The organism is Curtobacterium sp. SP.BCo (genome assembly GCF_051903265.1).
Classification (GTDB): Bacteria; Actinomycetota; Actinomycetes; order Actinomycetales; family Microbacteriaceae; genus Curtobacterium.
Map to the genome: position 1 here is coordinate 2392016 of NZ_CP194337.1, position 15535 is coordinate 2407550.

The 15535-nt window shown below is 70.0% G+C and carries 14 protein-coding genes; 6 read left to right on the forward strand and 8 right to left on the reverse strand.

Features of this window, described 5'->3' with window-relative positions; all coding sequences use genetic code 11:
- Positions 1–2 precede the first annotated feature (2 nt).
- The 5 genes from ACRQ4B_RS11435 to ctaE form a co-directional block, all read right to left on the reverse strand.
- Positions 3–962 carry a phosphodiesterase gene (locus ACRQ4B_RS11435; RefSeq protein ID WP_439691562.1) on the reverse strand — a complete coding sequence of 320 codons (960 nt, stop codon included), beginning with the start codon at positions 960–962 and terminating at the stop codon, positions 3–5.
- Positions 963–1124: 162 nt separating this feature from the next.
- A complete protein-coding gene (qcrB, locus tag ACRQ4B_RS11440) occupies positions 1125–2813 on the reverse strand; it encodes a cytochrome bc1 complex cytochrome b subunit (RefSeq protein ID WP_439691563.1) in 1689 nt (562 codons plus the stop codon).
- Positions 2813–3880, reverse strand: a complete 1068-nt coding sequence (gene qcrA / locus ACRQ4B_RS11445) for a cytochrome bc1 complex Rieske iron-sulfur subunit (RefSeq protein ID WP_439691564.1) — start codon at positions 3878–3880, stop codon at positions 2813–2815. The genes qcrB and qcrA overlap by 1 nt, the downstream gene beginning before the upstream one ends.
- Positions 3881–3913: 33 nt before the next feature.
- A complete protein-coding gene (gene qcrC / locus ACRQ4B_RS11450; protein ID WP_439691565.1) occupies positions 3914–4723 on the reverse strand; it encodes a cytochrome bc1 complex diheme cytochrome c subunit in 810 nt (269 codons plus the stop codon).
- Between the two features lie 21 nt (positions 4724–4744).
- Complete coding sequence (ctaE, locus tag ACRQ4B_RS11455) at positions 4745–5383, reverse strand: aa3-type cytochrome oxidase subunit III (protein ID WP_058727853.1); 639 nt, start codon at positions 5381–5383, stop codon at positions 4745–4747.
- A gap of 70 nt (positions 5384–5453) precedes the next feature.
- Here ctaE and trpD point away from each other — a divergent pair, with 70 nt between their 5' ends.
- Positions 5454–6509 (forward strand): anthranilate phosphoribosyltransferase, encoded by a 1056-nt coding sequence (gene trpD / locus ACRQ4B_RS11460; protein ID WP_439691566.1) that lies wholly within the window; start codon positions 5454–5456, stop codon positions 6507–6509.
- Between the two features lie 139 nt (positions 6510–6648).
- On the opposite strand, the gene glpK is transcribed toward trpD, so the two are convergent.
- Both glpK and ACRQ4B_RS11470 read right to left on the reverse strand, forming a co-directional pair.
- A complete protein-coding gene (gene glpK / locus ACRQ4B_RS11465) occupies positions 6649–8160 on the reverse strand; it encodes a glycerol kinase GlpK (RefSeq protein ID WP_439691567.1) in 1512 nt (503 codons plus the stop codon).
- A 44-nt stretch (positions 8161–8204) separates the two neighbouring features.
- Positions 8205–8930, reverse strand: coding sequence for an MIP/aquaporin family protein (locus ACRQ4B_RS11470; RefSeq protein WP_439691568.1), 726 nt, complete (start codon positions 8928–8930; stop codon positions 8205–8207).
- A gap of 314 nt (positions 8931–9244) precedes the next feature.
- Between ACRQ4B_RS11470 and dhaK the strand changes: the two genes are divergently transcribed.
- Genes dhaK through dhaM form a run of 3 tightly spaced genes read left to right on the forward strand, consistent with a single transcriptional unit; the run spans position 9245 to position 11624 of the window.
- Entirely contained in the window at positions 9245–10246 is a 1002-nt protein-coding gene (gene dhaK / locus ACRQ4B_RS11475) for a dihydroxyacetone kinase subunit DhaK (protein WP_439691569.1), read from the forward strand.
- 32 nt (positions 10247–10278) lie between these two features.
- Positions 10279–10905 (forward strand): dihydroxyacetone kinase subunit DhaL, encoded by a 627-nt coding sequence (gene dhaL, locus ACRQ4B_RS11480; protein WP_439691570.1) that lies wholly within the window; start codon positions 10279–10281, stop codon positions 10903–10905.
- Positions 10902–11624 carry a dihydroxyacetone kinase phosphoryl donor subunit DhaM gene (gene dhaM / locus ACRQ4B_RS11485; protein ID WP_439691571.1) on the forward strand — a complete coding sequence of 241 codons (723 nt, stop codon included), beginning with the start codon at positions 10902–10904 and terminating at the stop codon, positions 11622–11624. Before dhaL ends, dhaM begins: the two co-directional genes overlap by 4 nt.
- 118 nt (positions 11625–11742) lie before the next feature.
- Here the strand turns inward: dhaM and ACRQ4B_RS11490 are convergent, their stop codons facing one another.
- Positions 11743–12324, reverse strand: coding sequence for a TetR/AcrR family transcriptional regulator C-terminal domain-containing protein (locus ACRQ4B_RS11490; protein WP_439691572.1), 582 nt, complete (start codon positions 12322–12324; stop codon positions 11743–11745).
- 56 nt (positions 12325–12380) lie between these two features.
- On the opposite strand from ACRQ4B_RS11490, the gene ACRQ4B_RS11495 reads away from it, so the two are divergent.
- Positions 12381–13601 (forward strand): beta-ketoacyl-[acyl-carrier-protein] synthase family protein, encoded by a 1221-nt coding sequence (locus ACRQ4B_RS11495; protein WP_439691573.1) that lies wholly within the window; start codon positions 12381–12383, stop codon positions 13599–13601.
- Between the two features lie 177 nt (positions 13602–13778).
- Positions 13779–15500, forward strand: a complete 1722-nt coding sequence (locus tag ACRQ4B_RS11500; RefSeq protein ID WP_439691574.1) for an endo-1,4-beta-xylanase — start codon at positions 13779–13781, stop codon at positions 15498–15500.
- Positions 15501–15535: the final 35 nt, after the last annotated feature.

Here is a 15535-nt window from a genome sequence, read left to right on the forward strand (position 1 = left end):
GGTCAGCGGTGGACGGGGGAGACCGGTACGGAGTCGAGGGTGAACACCGGGATGCTCGACGTCACCGGAGCTGGCTCAACGGCAGCGGGGATCGTGACCCCGGCGGCAGCCAGACGTGCCTCGGTCTCGAGCGCGGAGACCGGTTCGCCGACCGTCGAGTAATGGCCGATCGGCACGACGGAGTGCACGACGTTGTGGCCGTACACGTGCACGAGGTTGAACGCCTGCGCGCCGTCCTGCCCCCGGGTCCCGCCGCGGTACTCGGTGAGGTCCTGGGTGTAGCACGTGGCACTCGCGACGGACACCGGGATGCCCGCGAAGACCGCACTCGTCGAGTAGTGCAGGTGGCCGGCGATGATCGCGATGACGTCGCTGCCCTCGACGACCTCGGCGAGGGCATCCTGGTCACGGAGCTCGACGAGGACGGCGAGGTCCTGCACGCTCGGCACCGGCGGGTGGTGCATTGCGAGGATCGTGCCGTGCGGCGCTGCCTCGGAGAGGACCTCGGCCAGCCAGTCGAGCTGCTCGGGGGAGACCTCGCCGTGGTGGGCGCCGGGAACGCTCGTGTCGAGGGTGATGACGCGGAGGCCGTTCACGTCGTACACGAAGTCGACCGGGCGGTCGGTCGGCTGCAGACCGAAGAGCTCCTGACGGAACGCCCCGCGATCGTCGTGGTTGCCCATCGCCCAGATGACCTGCGCACCGATGCGATCGGCGGCCGGCTCGATGATGCCGCGGATGCGTGCGTACGCACCCGGCTCGCCCTTGTCGGCCACGTCGCCGGTGACGACGATCGCCTCGGGCTTCGTACCCGACGCCTCGATGTCCGCGATGATCTCGCTGAGCCGTGAGGCTGCGTCGACGTCCCCGTAGAGATCGCCGTCGCCCGCCACGAGGTGGGTGTCGCTGAGGTGGAGGAGGAAGTGGTTCGGCCTGGGGTGTTCGGCCGTCCGGCTGTCCATCGGGGTCTCATTCCGTTGGCGGGTGCGTGGTGCAACACAGTGCCACACCGTCCTGGACGAGTCCAGCACGTGTCGGTGAATCACCCGTGAACGAGGGACGGCGTGTTCCCGACACACGAAGAAACCCCCGCCACATCGTGACGGGGGTTGCTTCGTTGGTGCCTAGTGGTTGCCGGCGCCGACGGCGGGGGCGTTGTGCTCGCCGCCGTCCAGCTCCGGACCGTGGTGCGCGGCGTGCGCGGCCTCGAGCTCGGCCTTCGAGACCGGCGTGATGCGGTCCTCGAAGAAGAAGCGCGACATGCCGGCGCGGACCTTCTGCGCCCCGGAGATCTTGCCCTTGGCGTTCGGGCGGATCATCAGCGGCTTGTACTCGTTGAACTGCAGGAGCTTCCAGCGCTCGTACTCGTCGAGCTGCTCGTGCACCTCGATGTACTCGCCGTGGGGGAGTCGGACGATCCGGCCGGACTCGTACCCGTGGAGCACGATCTCGCGGTCCTTCTTCTGCAGGGCGATGCACACGCGCTTCGTGATCCAGAAGGCGACGAACGGGCCGAGGACCGTCGTGGCCTGGATCACGTGGATCACGTGCTCGATCGACACCAGGAAGTGGGTCGCGATGATGTCCGACGACGCAGCGGCCCAGAGGCTCGCGTAGAGCGTGATGCCGGCAGCACCGAACGCCGTGCGGGTCGGGGCGTTGCGCGGGCGGTCGAGGATGTGGTGCTCACGCTTGTCGCCGGTGACCCAACCCTCGATGAACGGGTAGAGCAGGATCGCCAGGATGAGCAGCACCAGCACCGCGATCGGCGCGAGGATGTTGAACGACACCGTGTAGCCGAACCACACGACCTCCCAGTGCGGCGGCACCAGACGGAGCGCACCGTCCGCGAAGCCGATGTACCAGTCGGGCTGGGTACCGGCGGACACGGGGGACGGGTCGTACGGGCCGTAGTTCCAGATCGGGTTGATCGTGAACAGCGACGCGATGAGGGCGAGGATGCCCGCGACGATGAAGAAGAACCCACCGGCCTTCGCGGCGAACGCCGGGAGGATCGGCACACCGACGACGTTCTCGTTCGTCTTGCCGGGGCCCGCGAACTGCGTGTGCTTGTTGATGACGACCAGCACGAGGTGGACGCCGAGCACGGCGACGAGGATCGCCGGCAGCAGCAGGATGTGCAGCGTGTAGAGGCGACCGACGATGTCGGTGCCCGGGAACTCGCCGCCGAACAGCAGGTAGGCGATCCAGACGCCGATCACCGGGACGCCCTCGATCATGCCGACGATGATGCGGAGACCGTTGCCGGAGAGCAGGTCGTCGGGGAGCGAGTAGCCCGTGAAGCCCTCGGCCATGGCCAGGACCCAGAGGAGGAAGCCGAACACCCAGTTGAGCTCACGCGGCTTGCGGAACGCGCCGGTGAAGAACACGCGGGCCATGTGCAGCATGATCGAGGCCACGAACAGCAGGGCTGCCCAGTGGTGGATCTGACGGACGAAGAGCCCACCGCGGATGTCGAACGAGATGTTCAGCGTCGACTGGAGCGCCGTGGACATCTCGACGCCCTTGAGCGGGACGTACGAGCCGTTGTAGACGACCTCGGCCATCGACGCCTGGAAGAAGAACGTCAGGAAGGTGCCGGACAGCAGGACGACGACGAAGCTGTACAGCGCGACCTCGCCGAGCATGAAGCTCCAGTGGTCGGGGAAGATCTTGCGCCCGACCTCCTTCACGAGGCCCGAGATGCTGGTTCGCTCGTCGATGTAGTTGGCGACCCCGCCGATGATGCGGGATCCGCGCTCCGGCGCCGGCTTGGTGGCCGACGCAGGTGCGTTCGTGGTGGTGGTGCTCATCAGCGTTCACGCTCCCAGAAGGACGGTCCGACGGGCTCGTGGAAGTCGCTCTGCGCAACCAGGTAGCCGTCGTCGTCGATCGCGATCGGAAGTTGGGGGAGGGGGCGCGCAGCCGGTCCGAAGATGACGTCGCAGTTGTTCGAGACGTCGAAGGTCGACTGGTGGCACGGGCACAGCAGGTGGTGCGTCTGCTGTTCGTAGAGCGCGACCGGGCACCCGACGTGGGTGCAGATCTTGGAGTACGCGACGATGCCGTCGTAGCCCCAGTTCTCGCGACCCTTGGCGGGGTTGAGGTCCTTCGGGTCGAGGCGCATGAGGAGGACGGCGGCCTTGGCCTTCTCCTCGAGCATGTGCTCCGAGTCGAGCATCCCGTCGGGGATGACGTGGAAGACCGAGCCGATCGTGACGTCGGACGCCTTGATCGGGAGACCGGTCGGGTCCTTGGTCAGGCGCATGCCCGACTTCCAGAACGTGTGGCGCAGCAGCTCGTTCGGGTCGGCCGCGGGCGCGAGGTCGCGCACCAGGACGATGCCGGGGAGCGGGAACGCGGCCAGTGCGCCGATCATCGAGTTGCGGATCAGCTTGCGACGGCTGAAGCCGGACTCCTTGTCGGCGAGCTGGAACGCCTCGACGGCCTTCTCACGCGTCGCGTCCGTGCCACGGGTGGGGTGGCGGAGCTCGGTGATCTCGCGGTCGACGACGAGCGACTTCGACCAGTAGACGGCACCGAGGCCGAGCGCGAGCAGGGCGAGGGCGATCGACAGACCGAGCCACAGGTTCGCGAACCGGACGGAGCCGAAGTCGTCGGAATCGATCGGGAAGGCGACGTACGCCGCGATCGCGAGGACGCTGCCGACGATCGACAGGTAGAAGAACGTGGCGACCTGGCGCTCGGCGAGCCGCTGCTTCTTCGGGTCGACGTCGGTGCGGCGTGCGCGGTGCGGCGGCTCGCCCGGGTTCTCGAACGGGTCCGCGGGCAGGACCGCGGTTCCGGCCGACGTGGTGGTCGCGCCGTGCTTCTCGACAGCCGAGGACGAGTTCAGTGCCTCGTCGTCGTGCTCTGCCATGGTGTTCCCTTCAGTGTCGTTCGACACGGACGATCAGTTGGACTTCGCGGTGAGCCAGACGGTCATCGCGACGACCGCGCCGAGCCCGAAGATCCAGATGAACAGACCCTCTGCCACCGGGCCGAGGGAGCCGAGGGCGAACCCGCCGGGCGACTTGTTGTCCTGCACGTACTTGAGGTACGTGATGATGTCGGCCTTCTGCTCGGGGGTGAGGTTCAGGTCGTTGAACACCGGCATGTTCTGCGGGCCAGTGACCATGGCCTCGTAGATGTGCTTGCCGGAGACGGACTGCAGGTTCGGGGCGTACTTGCCCTCGGTCAGCGCACCGCCGGCGCCGGCGACGTTGTGGCACATCGCGCAGTTGATGCGGAAGAGCTCCGCACCCTCGGCGGCGTCGCCGTCCTTGCCGTCGGTGAGGCTCGCGGAGGGGACCGCCGGGCCGGGGCCGAGCGACGCGACGTACTCGGCGAGGGCGTCGATCTGCTCGTCCGTGAACTGGGCGGGCTTCTCTTCCGCCTGGGGGCCCTGGGCGGCCATCGGCATGCGGCCGGTGCCCACCTGGAAGTCGACCGACGCGGCGCCGACACCGATGAGGGACGGGCCCTCGGAGGTGCCCTGCGCGGAGAGGCCGTGGCAGGTGGCGCAGTTGGAGGCGAAGAGCTTCTGGCCCTCGTTCACCTTCGACTGGCTCGACGCGGCCACGGTGCTCGTGCTGTCGTCGGCGTTCGCCGTGGAGCTGAACAGCGCGTACGCACCGCCGGTGGTCATCAGACCGACGACGATGAGCGACACGGTCGCCATCGGTGAACGGCGGCCCTTCTTGGACTTGGTTCTGTTGAACATGCGGTGGGGGCTATCCAGTTCCTACTTGAGAAGGTAGATGACGGCGAAGAGGCCGATCCAGACGACGTCGACGAAGTGCCAGTAGTACGACACGACGATCGCGGTGGTCGCTTCCTTGTGACCGAAGTTCTTGGCGGCGAAGCCGCGGCCGAGGGTCAGCAGGAAGGCGATGAGGCCGCCGGTGACGTGGAGGCCGTGGAAGCCGGTGGTCATGTAGAACGCCGAGCCGTAGGCGCTCGAGGAGAGCGTGACGCCCTCGTGCCAGAGGTTGGCGTACTCGAAGATCTGGCCGCAGACGAAGATCGCGCCCATGCAGTACGTGACGAAGAACCACTCCGTCATGCCCCAGTCCTTCGGGTTCCAGCTCGTGCGGTGCACCTGGAAGCGCTCCGCGGCGAACACCGCGAACTGGCAGGCGAAGCTGGACAGCACCAGGATGATCGTGTTCACCGAGGCGAACGGCACCTCGAGCTTGGCTGTCTCGGTCGCCCAGAGTTCGGGCGAGGTGCTGCGCAGCGTGAAGTAGATCGCGAACAGGCCGGCGAAGAACATGACCTCGCTGCCCAGCCACACGATCGTCCCCACGGCAACGGCGTTCGGCCTGTTCAGGACCGGACCGCTGGCGGATCTGGAGAGAGGGGTGCTAGTCACGTCCTCCATTATGGCGGAAGACACCGACAGTGTTTTCGCAGGAGACTGGCGGGTCTCTCGAATTCACTACGATCGAGACATGTCTGAGCACCTCACGTGGCCTTCGGTGATCAGCGCGCTCATGGCGCGCGAGGACCTCACGATCAGCCAGTCCACATGGGCCATGCAGGAGATCGTCCAGGGGAACGCGACGCAGGCGCAGATCGCGGCCTTCGTCGTCGCCCTCCGCGCGAAGGGCGAGACCGTCGACGAGGTCGTCGGGTTCCGCGACGCGATCCTGGACGCCGCCGTTCCGCTGGACGTCGACCCGATGGCGCTCGACATCGTCGGCACCGGCGGCGACGTGGTCGGCACGGTCAACGTCTCGACGATGGCCGCGATCGTCATCGCGGCCGCCGGGGTCCCCGTCGTCAAGCACGGCAACAAGGCCAGCTCGTCGAAGTCCGGCTCGAGCGACGTGCTCGCCGCACTCGGGCTCGACCTCACGATGGACGCCGCGCGTGTTGCGGACACCTTCCGGCGTGTCGGTCTGACCTTCGCCTTCGCCAGCGCGTTCCACCCGGGCTTCGCGCACGCGGGTCCGGTCCGTCGCGAGATCGGTGTGCCGACGGTCTTCAACTTCCTCGGACCGCTCGTGAACCCGGCGCGGTGCGAGGCGAACGCGGTCGGCGTGGCACAGCTCGAACTCGTCCCGATCATCACCGGCGTGTTCCAGACCCGCGGTGCGACCGCGTTGGTGTTCCGCGGCGACGACGGGCTCGACGAGCTCACCACGACGGGGCACAGCCACATCTGGGAGGTCACCGGCGGCCGTGTGACCGAGCACGACCTCGACCCGCGCGACCTCGGCATCGCCCGGGCGCGGATCGAGGACCTGCTCGGCGGCGACCCGGACCACAACGCCGCCGTCGTGCACCGGGTGCTCGCGGGGGAGACCGGTCCGGTGCGCGACATCGTGCTGCTCAACGCGGCCGCCGGGCTGGTCTCGTTCCGCCTCGCCGAGGACCCGGCCGAGGTCGACCGGCCGATCCTGCAGCGGTTCCGCGAGCAGCTCGTCGTCGCGGCCGACGCGATCGACTCCGGAGCCGCTGCCCGCAAGCTGGCCGACTGGGTCGGCGCGGTCCCGACCGCCTGAGCGCGAGCGCAGGCTCAACCAATTGGAGGCGCGGTACCGGTCCGTGGGACCGGCGCCGCGCCGCGCGCAACCGACTGGAGGCGCGGCACCGGTCCGTGGGACCGGCGCCGCGCCTCCAGGCGGTCACCTCAGGACAGGACTACTGGACGTCCTCGTCGACCCAGTCGAACGTCTTCGTGACGGCCTTCTTCCACAGGCGCAGGGTGCGCTCCCGCTCGGCCTCGTCGAGCTGGGGCTCCCAGCGCTTGTCCTCCTGCCAGTTGGCACGGAGCTCGTCGAGGTTCGCCCAGAACCCGACGGCCAGGCCGGCGGCGTAGGCGGCGCCGAGCGCGGTGGTCTCGGCGACCACCGGACGGACGACCGGCACGTTCAGGATGTCCGCCTGGAACTGCATGAGCGCGTCGTTGGCGGTCATGCCGCCGTCCACCTTCAGCTCGGTCAGGTCCACACCGGAGTCCGCGTTGACGGCGTCGAGGACCTCGCGCGTCTGCAGCGCCGTCGCCTCGAGGGCGGCACGGGCGATGTGGCCCTTGTTGACGTAGCGGGTGAGGCCGACGATCGCGCCGCGGGCGTCCGGACGCCAGTACGGCGCGAACAGGCCCGAGAACGCCGGGACGAAGTAGACCCCGCCGTTGTCCTCGACGGTCTTGGCGAGTGCCTCGACCTCCGGGGCGCTGCCGATCAGGCCGAGGTTGTCACGCAGCCACTGGATGAGCGATCCGGTGACGGCGATCGATCCCTCGAGGGCGTAGTGCGTCTCGGCGTCGCCGAGCTTGTACCCGACGGTGGTGAGCAGTCCGTTCTCGGAGCGGACGATGTCGGTCCCGGTGTTGAAGATGAGGAAGTTACCGGTGCCGTAGGTGTTCTTCGACTCGCCCTGGTCGAACGCGGCCTGGCCGAAGGTCGCGGCCTGCTGGTCGCCGAGGATGCCCGCGATCGGGACCTCGCGGAGCAGGTTGGACGACTCGACGTGGCCGTAGACCTCGGAGGAGCTGACGATCTCCGGGAGCATCGACTTCGGCACGCCGAAGTCGCCCAGGATGTCGTCACGCCACTGGAGCGTCTCCAGGTCCATGAACAGCGTGCGGGACGCGTTCGTGACGTCGGTCTTGTGGACGCCGCCGTCCACGCCACCGGTCAGGTTCCAGAGGACCCAGGTGTCGGTCGTGCCGAACAGCAGGTCGCCGGCCTCGGCCTTCTCGCGGGCACCCTCGACGTTCTCGAGGATCCAGACGATCTTGGTGCCGGCGAAGTAGGTCGCCAGCGGCAGGCCGACGACCGACTTGTAGCGGTCGGTGTCGCCGTCGGCGAGCTTGTCGACGATCGACTGCGTGCGGGTGTCCTGCCAGACGATCGCGTTGTAGACCGGCTTGCCCGTGGTCTTGTCCCAGACCACCGCGGTCTCGCGCTGGTTGGTGATGCCGACCGCCGCGACGTCGTGGCGGGTGATGTCGGCGCGGGACAGTGCCTGGCCGATGACCTCACGGGTGTTGTCCCAGATCTCGGCGGGGTCGTGTTCGACCCAACCGGCACGCGGGAAGATCTGCTCGTGTTCCTTCTGACCCACGGAGACGATCGATCCGGAGTGGTCGAAGACGATCGCTCGGGTCGAGGTGGTGCCCTGGTCGATGGCGACGATGTAGTCGGCCATTGGTGCTCCTTACGGTGTTGCTCGGGTTGACGTGGTGAGGGTGATCAGGAAGCGATCGGCAGGAGGAAGGTCGACAGACCGGCCGCGAGGGCGCCGCCGATGAGCGGACCCACGACGGGGACCCAGGCGTAGGCCCAGTCACTCGACCCCTTGCCCTTGATCGGGAGGATGGCGTGCGCGATGCGCGGACCGAGGTCACGCGCCGGGTTGATGGCGTACCCGGTCGGGCCACCGAGGCTGACACCGATCGCGATGACGAGGAAGGCGACGGGGACCGCGCCGAGTTCCTTCGGGGTTCCGCCGTTGGTGAAGGCGAGCACGACGAAGACGAGCACGAAGGTGCCGATGATCTCGGTGACGACGTTCCAGCCGTACGAACGGATCGCCGGGCCGGTGGAGAAGACGCCGAGCTTCGCTGCTGCGTCGGGTTCCTCGTCGAAGTGCTGCTTGTAGGCGAGCCAGACGATGACGGCGCCGATGATCGCGCCGATCAGCTGGGCGAGCCAGTACAGGAACATCTCGCCGACCGTGATCTTGCCGAGCAGCGCGAGCGCGAGGCTCACTGCCGGGTTGAGCTGGCCGCCGGAGCTGTACGACACGGTGACGCCGGCGAAGACCGCGAAGCCCCAACCGATCGTGACCATGAGGAAGCCGGCTCCGAAGCCCTTGGACTTCGTCAGCGAGACAGCGGCGACGACGCCGCCACCCAGGATGATGAGCATCGCCGTGCCGACGAGCTCGGAGAGGAAATTGACGCCGATGCCGTCCATCGGTGACCTCCAGTGCGTGAGGGTGGGGGTCCGGTGGTGCTGCGCCGGCACTCCCCGTTGAGTGATTGGGGCCGAGCATAGTGACGCCGTTGAACGGATGGGGATGACTTCGTGAGGGAAGTGCGCGATTGTGCACGAACGTGCACGGGAGGTGTGCGTGGCCCCTCAGCGGGCCACATCGCGGCCGATCGGGCCTGCACGAACGTGCACCGGGCCCGAACGACTGCGCGGTCCAGCGATGTAGATTGATCCCACTCCGATCGAAGGCGCACGGTGTGCAGGCCTCGACCCCGGAACGACAGTGGAGGCTGCGCATGAAGAAGCTCATCAACGACCCGCACGCCGTGGTCGACGAGACCGTCCGCGGGTTCGCCCTGGCGCACGCCGGCCACGTCGTCCTGGTCGAGGACCCGATCCACATCCACCGCGCGGACGCTCCGGTGCAGGGCAAGGTCGGGATCGTCAGTGGCGGCGGGAGCGGGCACGAACCGCTGCACGCCGGTTTCGTCGGGTACGGCATGCTCGACGCCGCCGTCCCGGGCCCGGTCTTCACCAGTCCCACGCCGGACCCGATCGTTGCCGCGACCAAGGCCGTCGACGGCGGCGCGGGTGTGCTCCACATCGTGAAGAACTACACCGGCGACGTGCTGAACTTCGAGACCGCCGCCGAGCTCGCCGCGATGGACGACGTCCGCGTCGAGTCCGTCGTGGTCGACGACGACGTCGCCGTGCAGGACTCGCTGTACACGGCCGGCCGCCGTGGCGTCGCAGGCACCGTCGTCGTCGAGAAGTGTGCCGGGGCCGCCGCCGAACGGGGCGACGACCTCGACGCGGTCGCCGCCGTGGCGAGGCACGTCAACGACGTCACCCGCTCGATGGGGCTCGCGCTCGCCTCCGGCACCGTCCCGCACGCCGGCGAACCGTCCTTCACGCTCGCCGACGACGAGGTCGAGCTGGGCATCGGCATCCACGGCGAACCGGGCCGTGAGCGCATCCCCATGGCGCCGGCGGACCAGCTCGTCGACCGGGTCCTCGAACCGATCCTCACCGACCTCGACGCCCCGGCCGGCTCGAGGCTCCTGCTGCTCGTGAACGGCATGGGCGGCACGCCGCTCTCCGAGCTCTACATCGTGTACCGACGCGCCGCCGAGGTCCTCGCCGACCGTGGGCACGAGGTCGCGCGTAGCCTGGTCGGCGACTATGTGACATCCCTCGAGATGCAGGGGTTCTCGCTCACCGTCACGGTGCTCGACGACGAACTCACCGCCCTCTGGGACGCACCGGTGGAGACCCCGGCACTGCGCTGGGGACGCTGAACCACCGCCCACCATCCAGGAAGGAACACGAATTGGCGCTCGACACCGCATGGGCCATCGACTGGGTCCGTCGCACCGCTGCGACGATCGACGAACACCGGGCCGAGCTCGTCACGCTCGACCGGGAGATCGGCGACGGCGACCACGGAGAGAACCTGGACCGTGGCTTCCGCGCCGTGCTCGAGGCGGTCGACGCCGGCTCGTTCGAGACCCCTGGTGCGGTGCTGAAGGTGGTCGCGACGAAGCTCATCTCGACGGTGGGCGGCGCGGCCGGTCCACTGTTCGGGACGGCGTACCTCAAGGCAGCGCAGGCCGCGGGTGACGCCACTTCGCTCGACGCCGACACCCTCGTCGCCGTGCTCACCGCGGCGCGCGACGGCGTGGTCTCGCGGGGCAAGGCCGAGGTCGGCGACAAGACGATGGTCGACGCCTGGTCGCCCGCGGTCGACGCCGCGGCGGCAGCAGCGTCGGCCGGCGACGGCCCCGAGCAGGTCCTGGCGGCCGCCGCGGACGCCGCCGCCACCGGTGCGGAGTCGACGGACCCCTTGGTTGCCCGCAAGGGCCGCGCGAGCTACCTCGGCGAGCGTGCCGTTGGGCACCGCGACCCGGGCGCACAGTCGACGGTCTACATCCTCCGCGCCGCCGTGGACGCCGCGTGACGGTCGGGATCCTGATCGTCTCGCACAGTGCGGCGATCGCCACCGGCACCCTCGAACTCGCCCGGCAGATGGCCGCCGACGTCCCGCTCGTCGCCGCGGGCGGCACCGATGACGGTGGCATCGGCACCTCGTTCGAGGCGATCACGGCCGGCATCGAGGAACTCGGTTCCGCCGACGCGGTGGTCGTCCTCTGCGACCTCGGCTCCGCGTACCTGACGACCGACACGGCGCTCGACTTCCTCGACGACGACGCCCGCGCGCGGGTGCACGTCTCCCAGGCACCGTTGGTCGAGGGCGCGGTGGCCGCAGCGGTCGCCGCACAGACCGGCGGCGACGTCGACGCGGTCCTGGCCGCTGCCGCGTCTGCCGCAGCCCCCGAGGCAGACGCGGGTCGTGCCTCCAGTCCGTCCGGCGACCAGCCTGGAGGCGCGGCGCCGGCAGACGGAGCAGCCGACCTCGACGACGTGGCCGCGTCCGCGTCCGTCGAGCTCGTGAACGAGAGCGGGCTGCACGCCCGACCGGCGGCGGAGTTCGTGAAGACGGCGGCGAAGTACGAGGCGTCGGTCCGGGTGAACGGGGTCGACGCGAAGAGCCTGCTCGCGATCATGGCGCTGGCACTGCCGAAGGGCGCGACCGTGACGATCGAGGGCACCGGTGTCGACGCGCAGGCGGCGGTGGACGCACTCGTCGGCCTCGTCCGGTCCGGCTTCGGGGAGTGACCTGACGCTGGCGGTGGCGGTGCTGGCGGTGCCGCCGGTGCCGAGGCTCGGCTGAGCGGACACCCTGCGGCCTCCCGCGGCCGCGGGATGTCCGTCGGGCCGAGGCTCGGGTCGGCGCTCAGTCGATCGAGACCGTCCCCGCCAGGTCGAGGTCGGACGGACCGCCGGTGACCCCGGCGTCGGCGAGGAGCGTGGCGCCGAAGACCGCGCTCCAGAAGGTCCGGGCGTCCCGGCCCACCCCGCTCCGACTCGTCCAGCCGTGCTCGTCGACGACCCGCTCGAGGTAGCGCTCGGACTGCCGGAACAGCACCACGAGCAGGAGGCGCACGCGTTCGCGCTGCGCGGCGTCGTCGCCGGCGGCCGCGAGCGCACGCACGACGAGCGGCGTCGAGGGCATCGCGAGCGCCGTGCGGGCGAGGACCTGCCGGAACCCCTCGGCAGTCGTGGCGCGACGGCCGGCGGCCTGCAGTCGGGTGGTGTCGCGGAGGAAGAGCGCGAACGCGGCGTCGAGGACGAGGCGGTCCTTCGAGCCGTAATGGTGGGTGATCTGGTTCGGGTAGACGCCGGCCGCGCGGGCGATCGCGCTCACCGTGATCGCGCGGTCCGTCGCGGTGCTCAGCAGCCCCGCGGTCGCCGCCAAGATCCGTGCGCGCGTCGCCGCGCCGCGGGGAGTGCCGGGACCGTCGGGCGTGGTTGCCATGCCGGAATTGTACGTGGTACAACTCAACTTGTTCAATGTACAAGAAGGAGTCTTCCGTGGGCATCTCCATCACCGGCTACGGCGCGGTCTCGCCGTTCGGCCACGGCGTCGACGTGCTCTGGGACGCGCTCGTCGCCGGGCGCTCGGGCGTGCGCGTCCTCGACCGCCCCGGCGCACTGTGGGAGCACGTCCCGATCACCGTCGGGGCCGACGCAGCCCTGGACGCGGACGGAGCCCTCGGTCGCGTCCGCGCGAACCGGCTGGACCGGAGCCAGCAACTCGCGCTCGTCGCCGCCGAGGAGGCCTGGGCCGACGCCGGAGCTCCCGAGGTCGAGGGGGACCGACTGGCGGTGGTGGTCGGCACCGGCATCGGGGGAGTGGAGACGCTGCTCGACGCCCACGACGTGCTCGGGGCATCGGGATCCCGCCGGGTGTCGCCCCGCACGGTGCCGATGCTCATGGCCAACGGTGCGGCCGCCCAGATCAGCATCGCGTTCGGTGCTCGGGCCGGGGCGTACACCACGGTGTCGGCGTGCGCGTCCGGTGCGGAGGCGATCGCCGTCGCCGCACGGCTGATCGTCACGGGCGAGGCCGACGTCGTGATCGCCGGCGGGACCGAGGCGGCCGTCACGCCGGTCACGATGGCGTCGTTCGCGCAGTCCCAGGCGCTCGCGAAGCCGGGTGACGACGACCCGGTGACGCTGTCGCGCCCGTTCGACGTCTCCCGTCGGGGGTTCGTCCTCGGTGAGGGCTCCGGGTTCGTCGTCCTCGAGCGCGTCGAGCACGCGGCAGCCCGGGCGCAGCGGTCGCACGGCACCCTCGCCGGCTGGGGCATCACCTCGGACGCGTTCCACATCACGGCACCGCTCGCCGACGGCAGCGAGCAGGAACGCGCGATGACCGCGGCGATCCGGATGGCCGGGCTCACCGGTGCGGACATCGACCACGTGAATGCGCACGCGACGAGCACGCCGGTGGGCGACGTCGGTGAGGCCGCCGCCATCGCCCGCGCCGTCGGGACCGGGGCGCTCGTCACCGCGCCGAAGAGCGCGATCGGGCACATGTTCGGCGCTGCCGGCGCGGTCGAGGCGATCCTGTCCGTCCGGGCCGTCGAGACCGGCGTCGTCCCGCCGACCCTGAACCTGGAGCACCTGGACCCGGCGGTCGAGCTGGACGTCATCGCAGGGGCAGCACGGAAGGCACCCATCCGGGCGGCCCTGAACAACTCGTTCGGGTTCGGCGGACAGAACGCGTCGCTGGTCGTCACGGCGGCGTGAGCCGGCCGAGCGCACCGTCGGGACGTTCCGTCCACTCGGGTGACCGGCCCGTCGTCGCTGGCCCGGACCGGATCGGACGGGAGGCGCGGTGCGGGCCCGCACCGCGCCTCCAGTCCGCCACCCCGCCGGTCCCGACCCTCGGTCTGGGACTCGACCAGTACGGTCGGTTCGGGCTGGATGGGTGACGTGGAGGTGCAGATGGAGCGACGGCATCACCACTGGGCGCGTACGGCGAGCGTCGCAGCGGTCGGCATCCTGTTCGCCCTCGCGGGCTGCACGGCGTCCGACCGACCGACCGGACCGGTCACCGTCGTCGATCTGCTGCACCAGGACTGGCGCCACGTCGTGGGGGTCGACGCGGACGGCGACGGGCTCCGGGTGGCGGCGACCGGCAGGAGCATCGTCGAGCAGGACGGCGGGGGAGGCCAGTCGGATCCTCCGGTCGACCTGGCGGGCGCGCACCTGGTCGGGGTCCGTGACTTCACGCTCCGTGCATCGCTGACGGACGTGACCGGCGACGCCACGCTGTCGGTCTTGGACGGTCCGCCGGTGATCGCCGACGAGTTCCGGATCGAGCCCGCGGGCGTCCGGCTCACCCGCCGCGGCGACGACCTGCGCATCACGGTCTTCGACGGGACCCGGGAGCACGACCCGACCGACCCGCAGCCGGTGGCCGACGAGGACGTGACACTCCACGACCCGGACGCAGCGCTCGGTGTGCGACGGTCCGGCGACCGGCTCGAGGTGACCAGCGGCGGACGGGCCGTCGCGTCGCTGCCGCACGGTGACGTGTTCGGTTCCGGGGAGCTCTGGCTCGGGTTGTCCAGTGACGACGGGTCCTTCCGGGTCGGTTCGCTCACCGCCTCACAGACCGGGGGTTCCCTGGCGACCGCCGGCCCGGTCGCCGCCGAGGCGGAGCCGTCCGATCGCGGGCTGCAGGCCCTGGCGTCCAGTGGTCGCCCCGGCTTCCGGATCGGCGCCGCGGTGGCACTCGGGCCGCTCGCCTCTGACACGGAGTACGCGCGCGCCTTCGTCGGGAACTTCGGCGCGCTCACCCCGGAGAACGCGATCAAGCCGCAGGCGCTCGCACCCCGGCAGGGCGAGTACACCTTCGCGGAGGCCGACGCGATCCTCGACCTCGCGACAGAGAAGGGGATCGCCGTGCACGGCCACACGATCGCGTTCTCCGAGGCGATGCCGGAGTGGATGCGCGAGCTGCCCACCGGCTCGCCACAGCAACGCCATGACAGCGCCGACGCCCTGCTCGACTACCTGACCGCCGTGGTGACGCACTTCCGGGGTCGACTCGACTCGCTCGACGTCGTCAACGAACCGTTCGACGTCGACCAGGGCACCGATCTGCAGCGGAACGTCTGGTACCGGGTGTTCGGGCCGACCTACCCGACCGTGGTGTCGAAGGCGGTGCACGACGCCGACCCCGAGGTCCGTCAGTTCATCAACGAGAACGGTGCGGACGTGCCGGGGCCGCGGCAGGACGCCCTCCGGCGACTCGCGCTCGACACCAACGCGCAGGGTGGGCACATCGACGGCGTGGGACTCCAGGCGCACGTCTACGACCTCGACACCGACGCCGTCTCCTCCGAGGACCTCACGACCACGCTCGACTCCTTCGAGCGCGTCGGCCTGCTCGTCCGGATCTCCGAGAACGACGTCACGGACAGTGCGGGCCCCGAAGCCCAGGCCCAGCAGTACGCCACCGTCCTCGGGACCTGCTTCCGCTCGGCGGCCTGCGTCAGCTGGACGACGTGGGGGATCGATGACCGGTACGACTGGTGGACGGACGAGGACGGTGCCCTGCAGCACGGCCACGACCTGCTGTTCGACGACGGCGAGCCCACGCCGGCGTACGAAGCGGTCCGGGCTGCGCTCGGCGGCTGACCGTCAGGCGTCCGCCGGGCGGCGGCAGCGCCGCA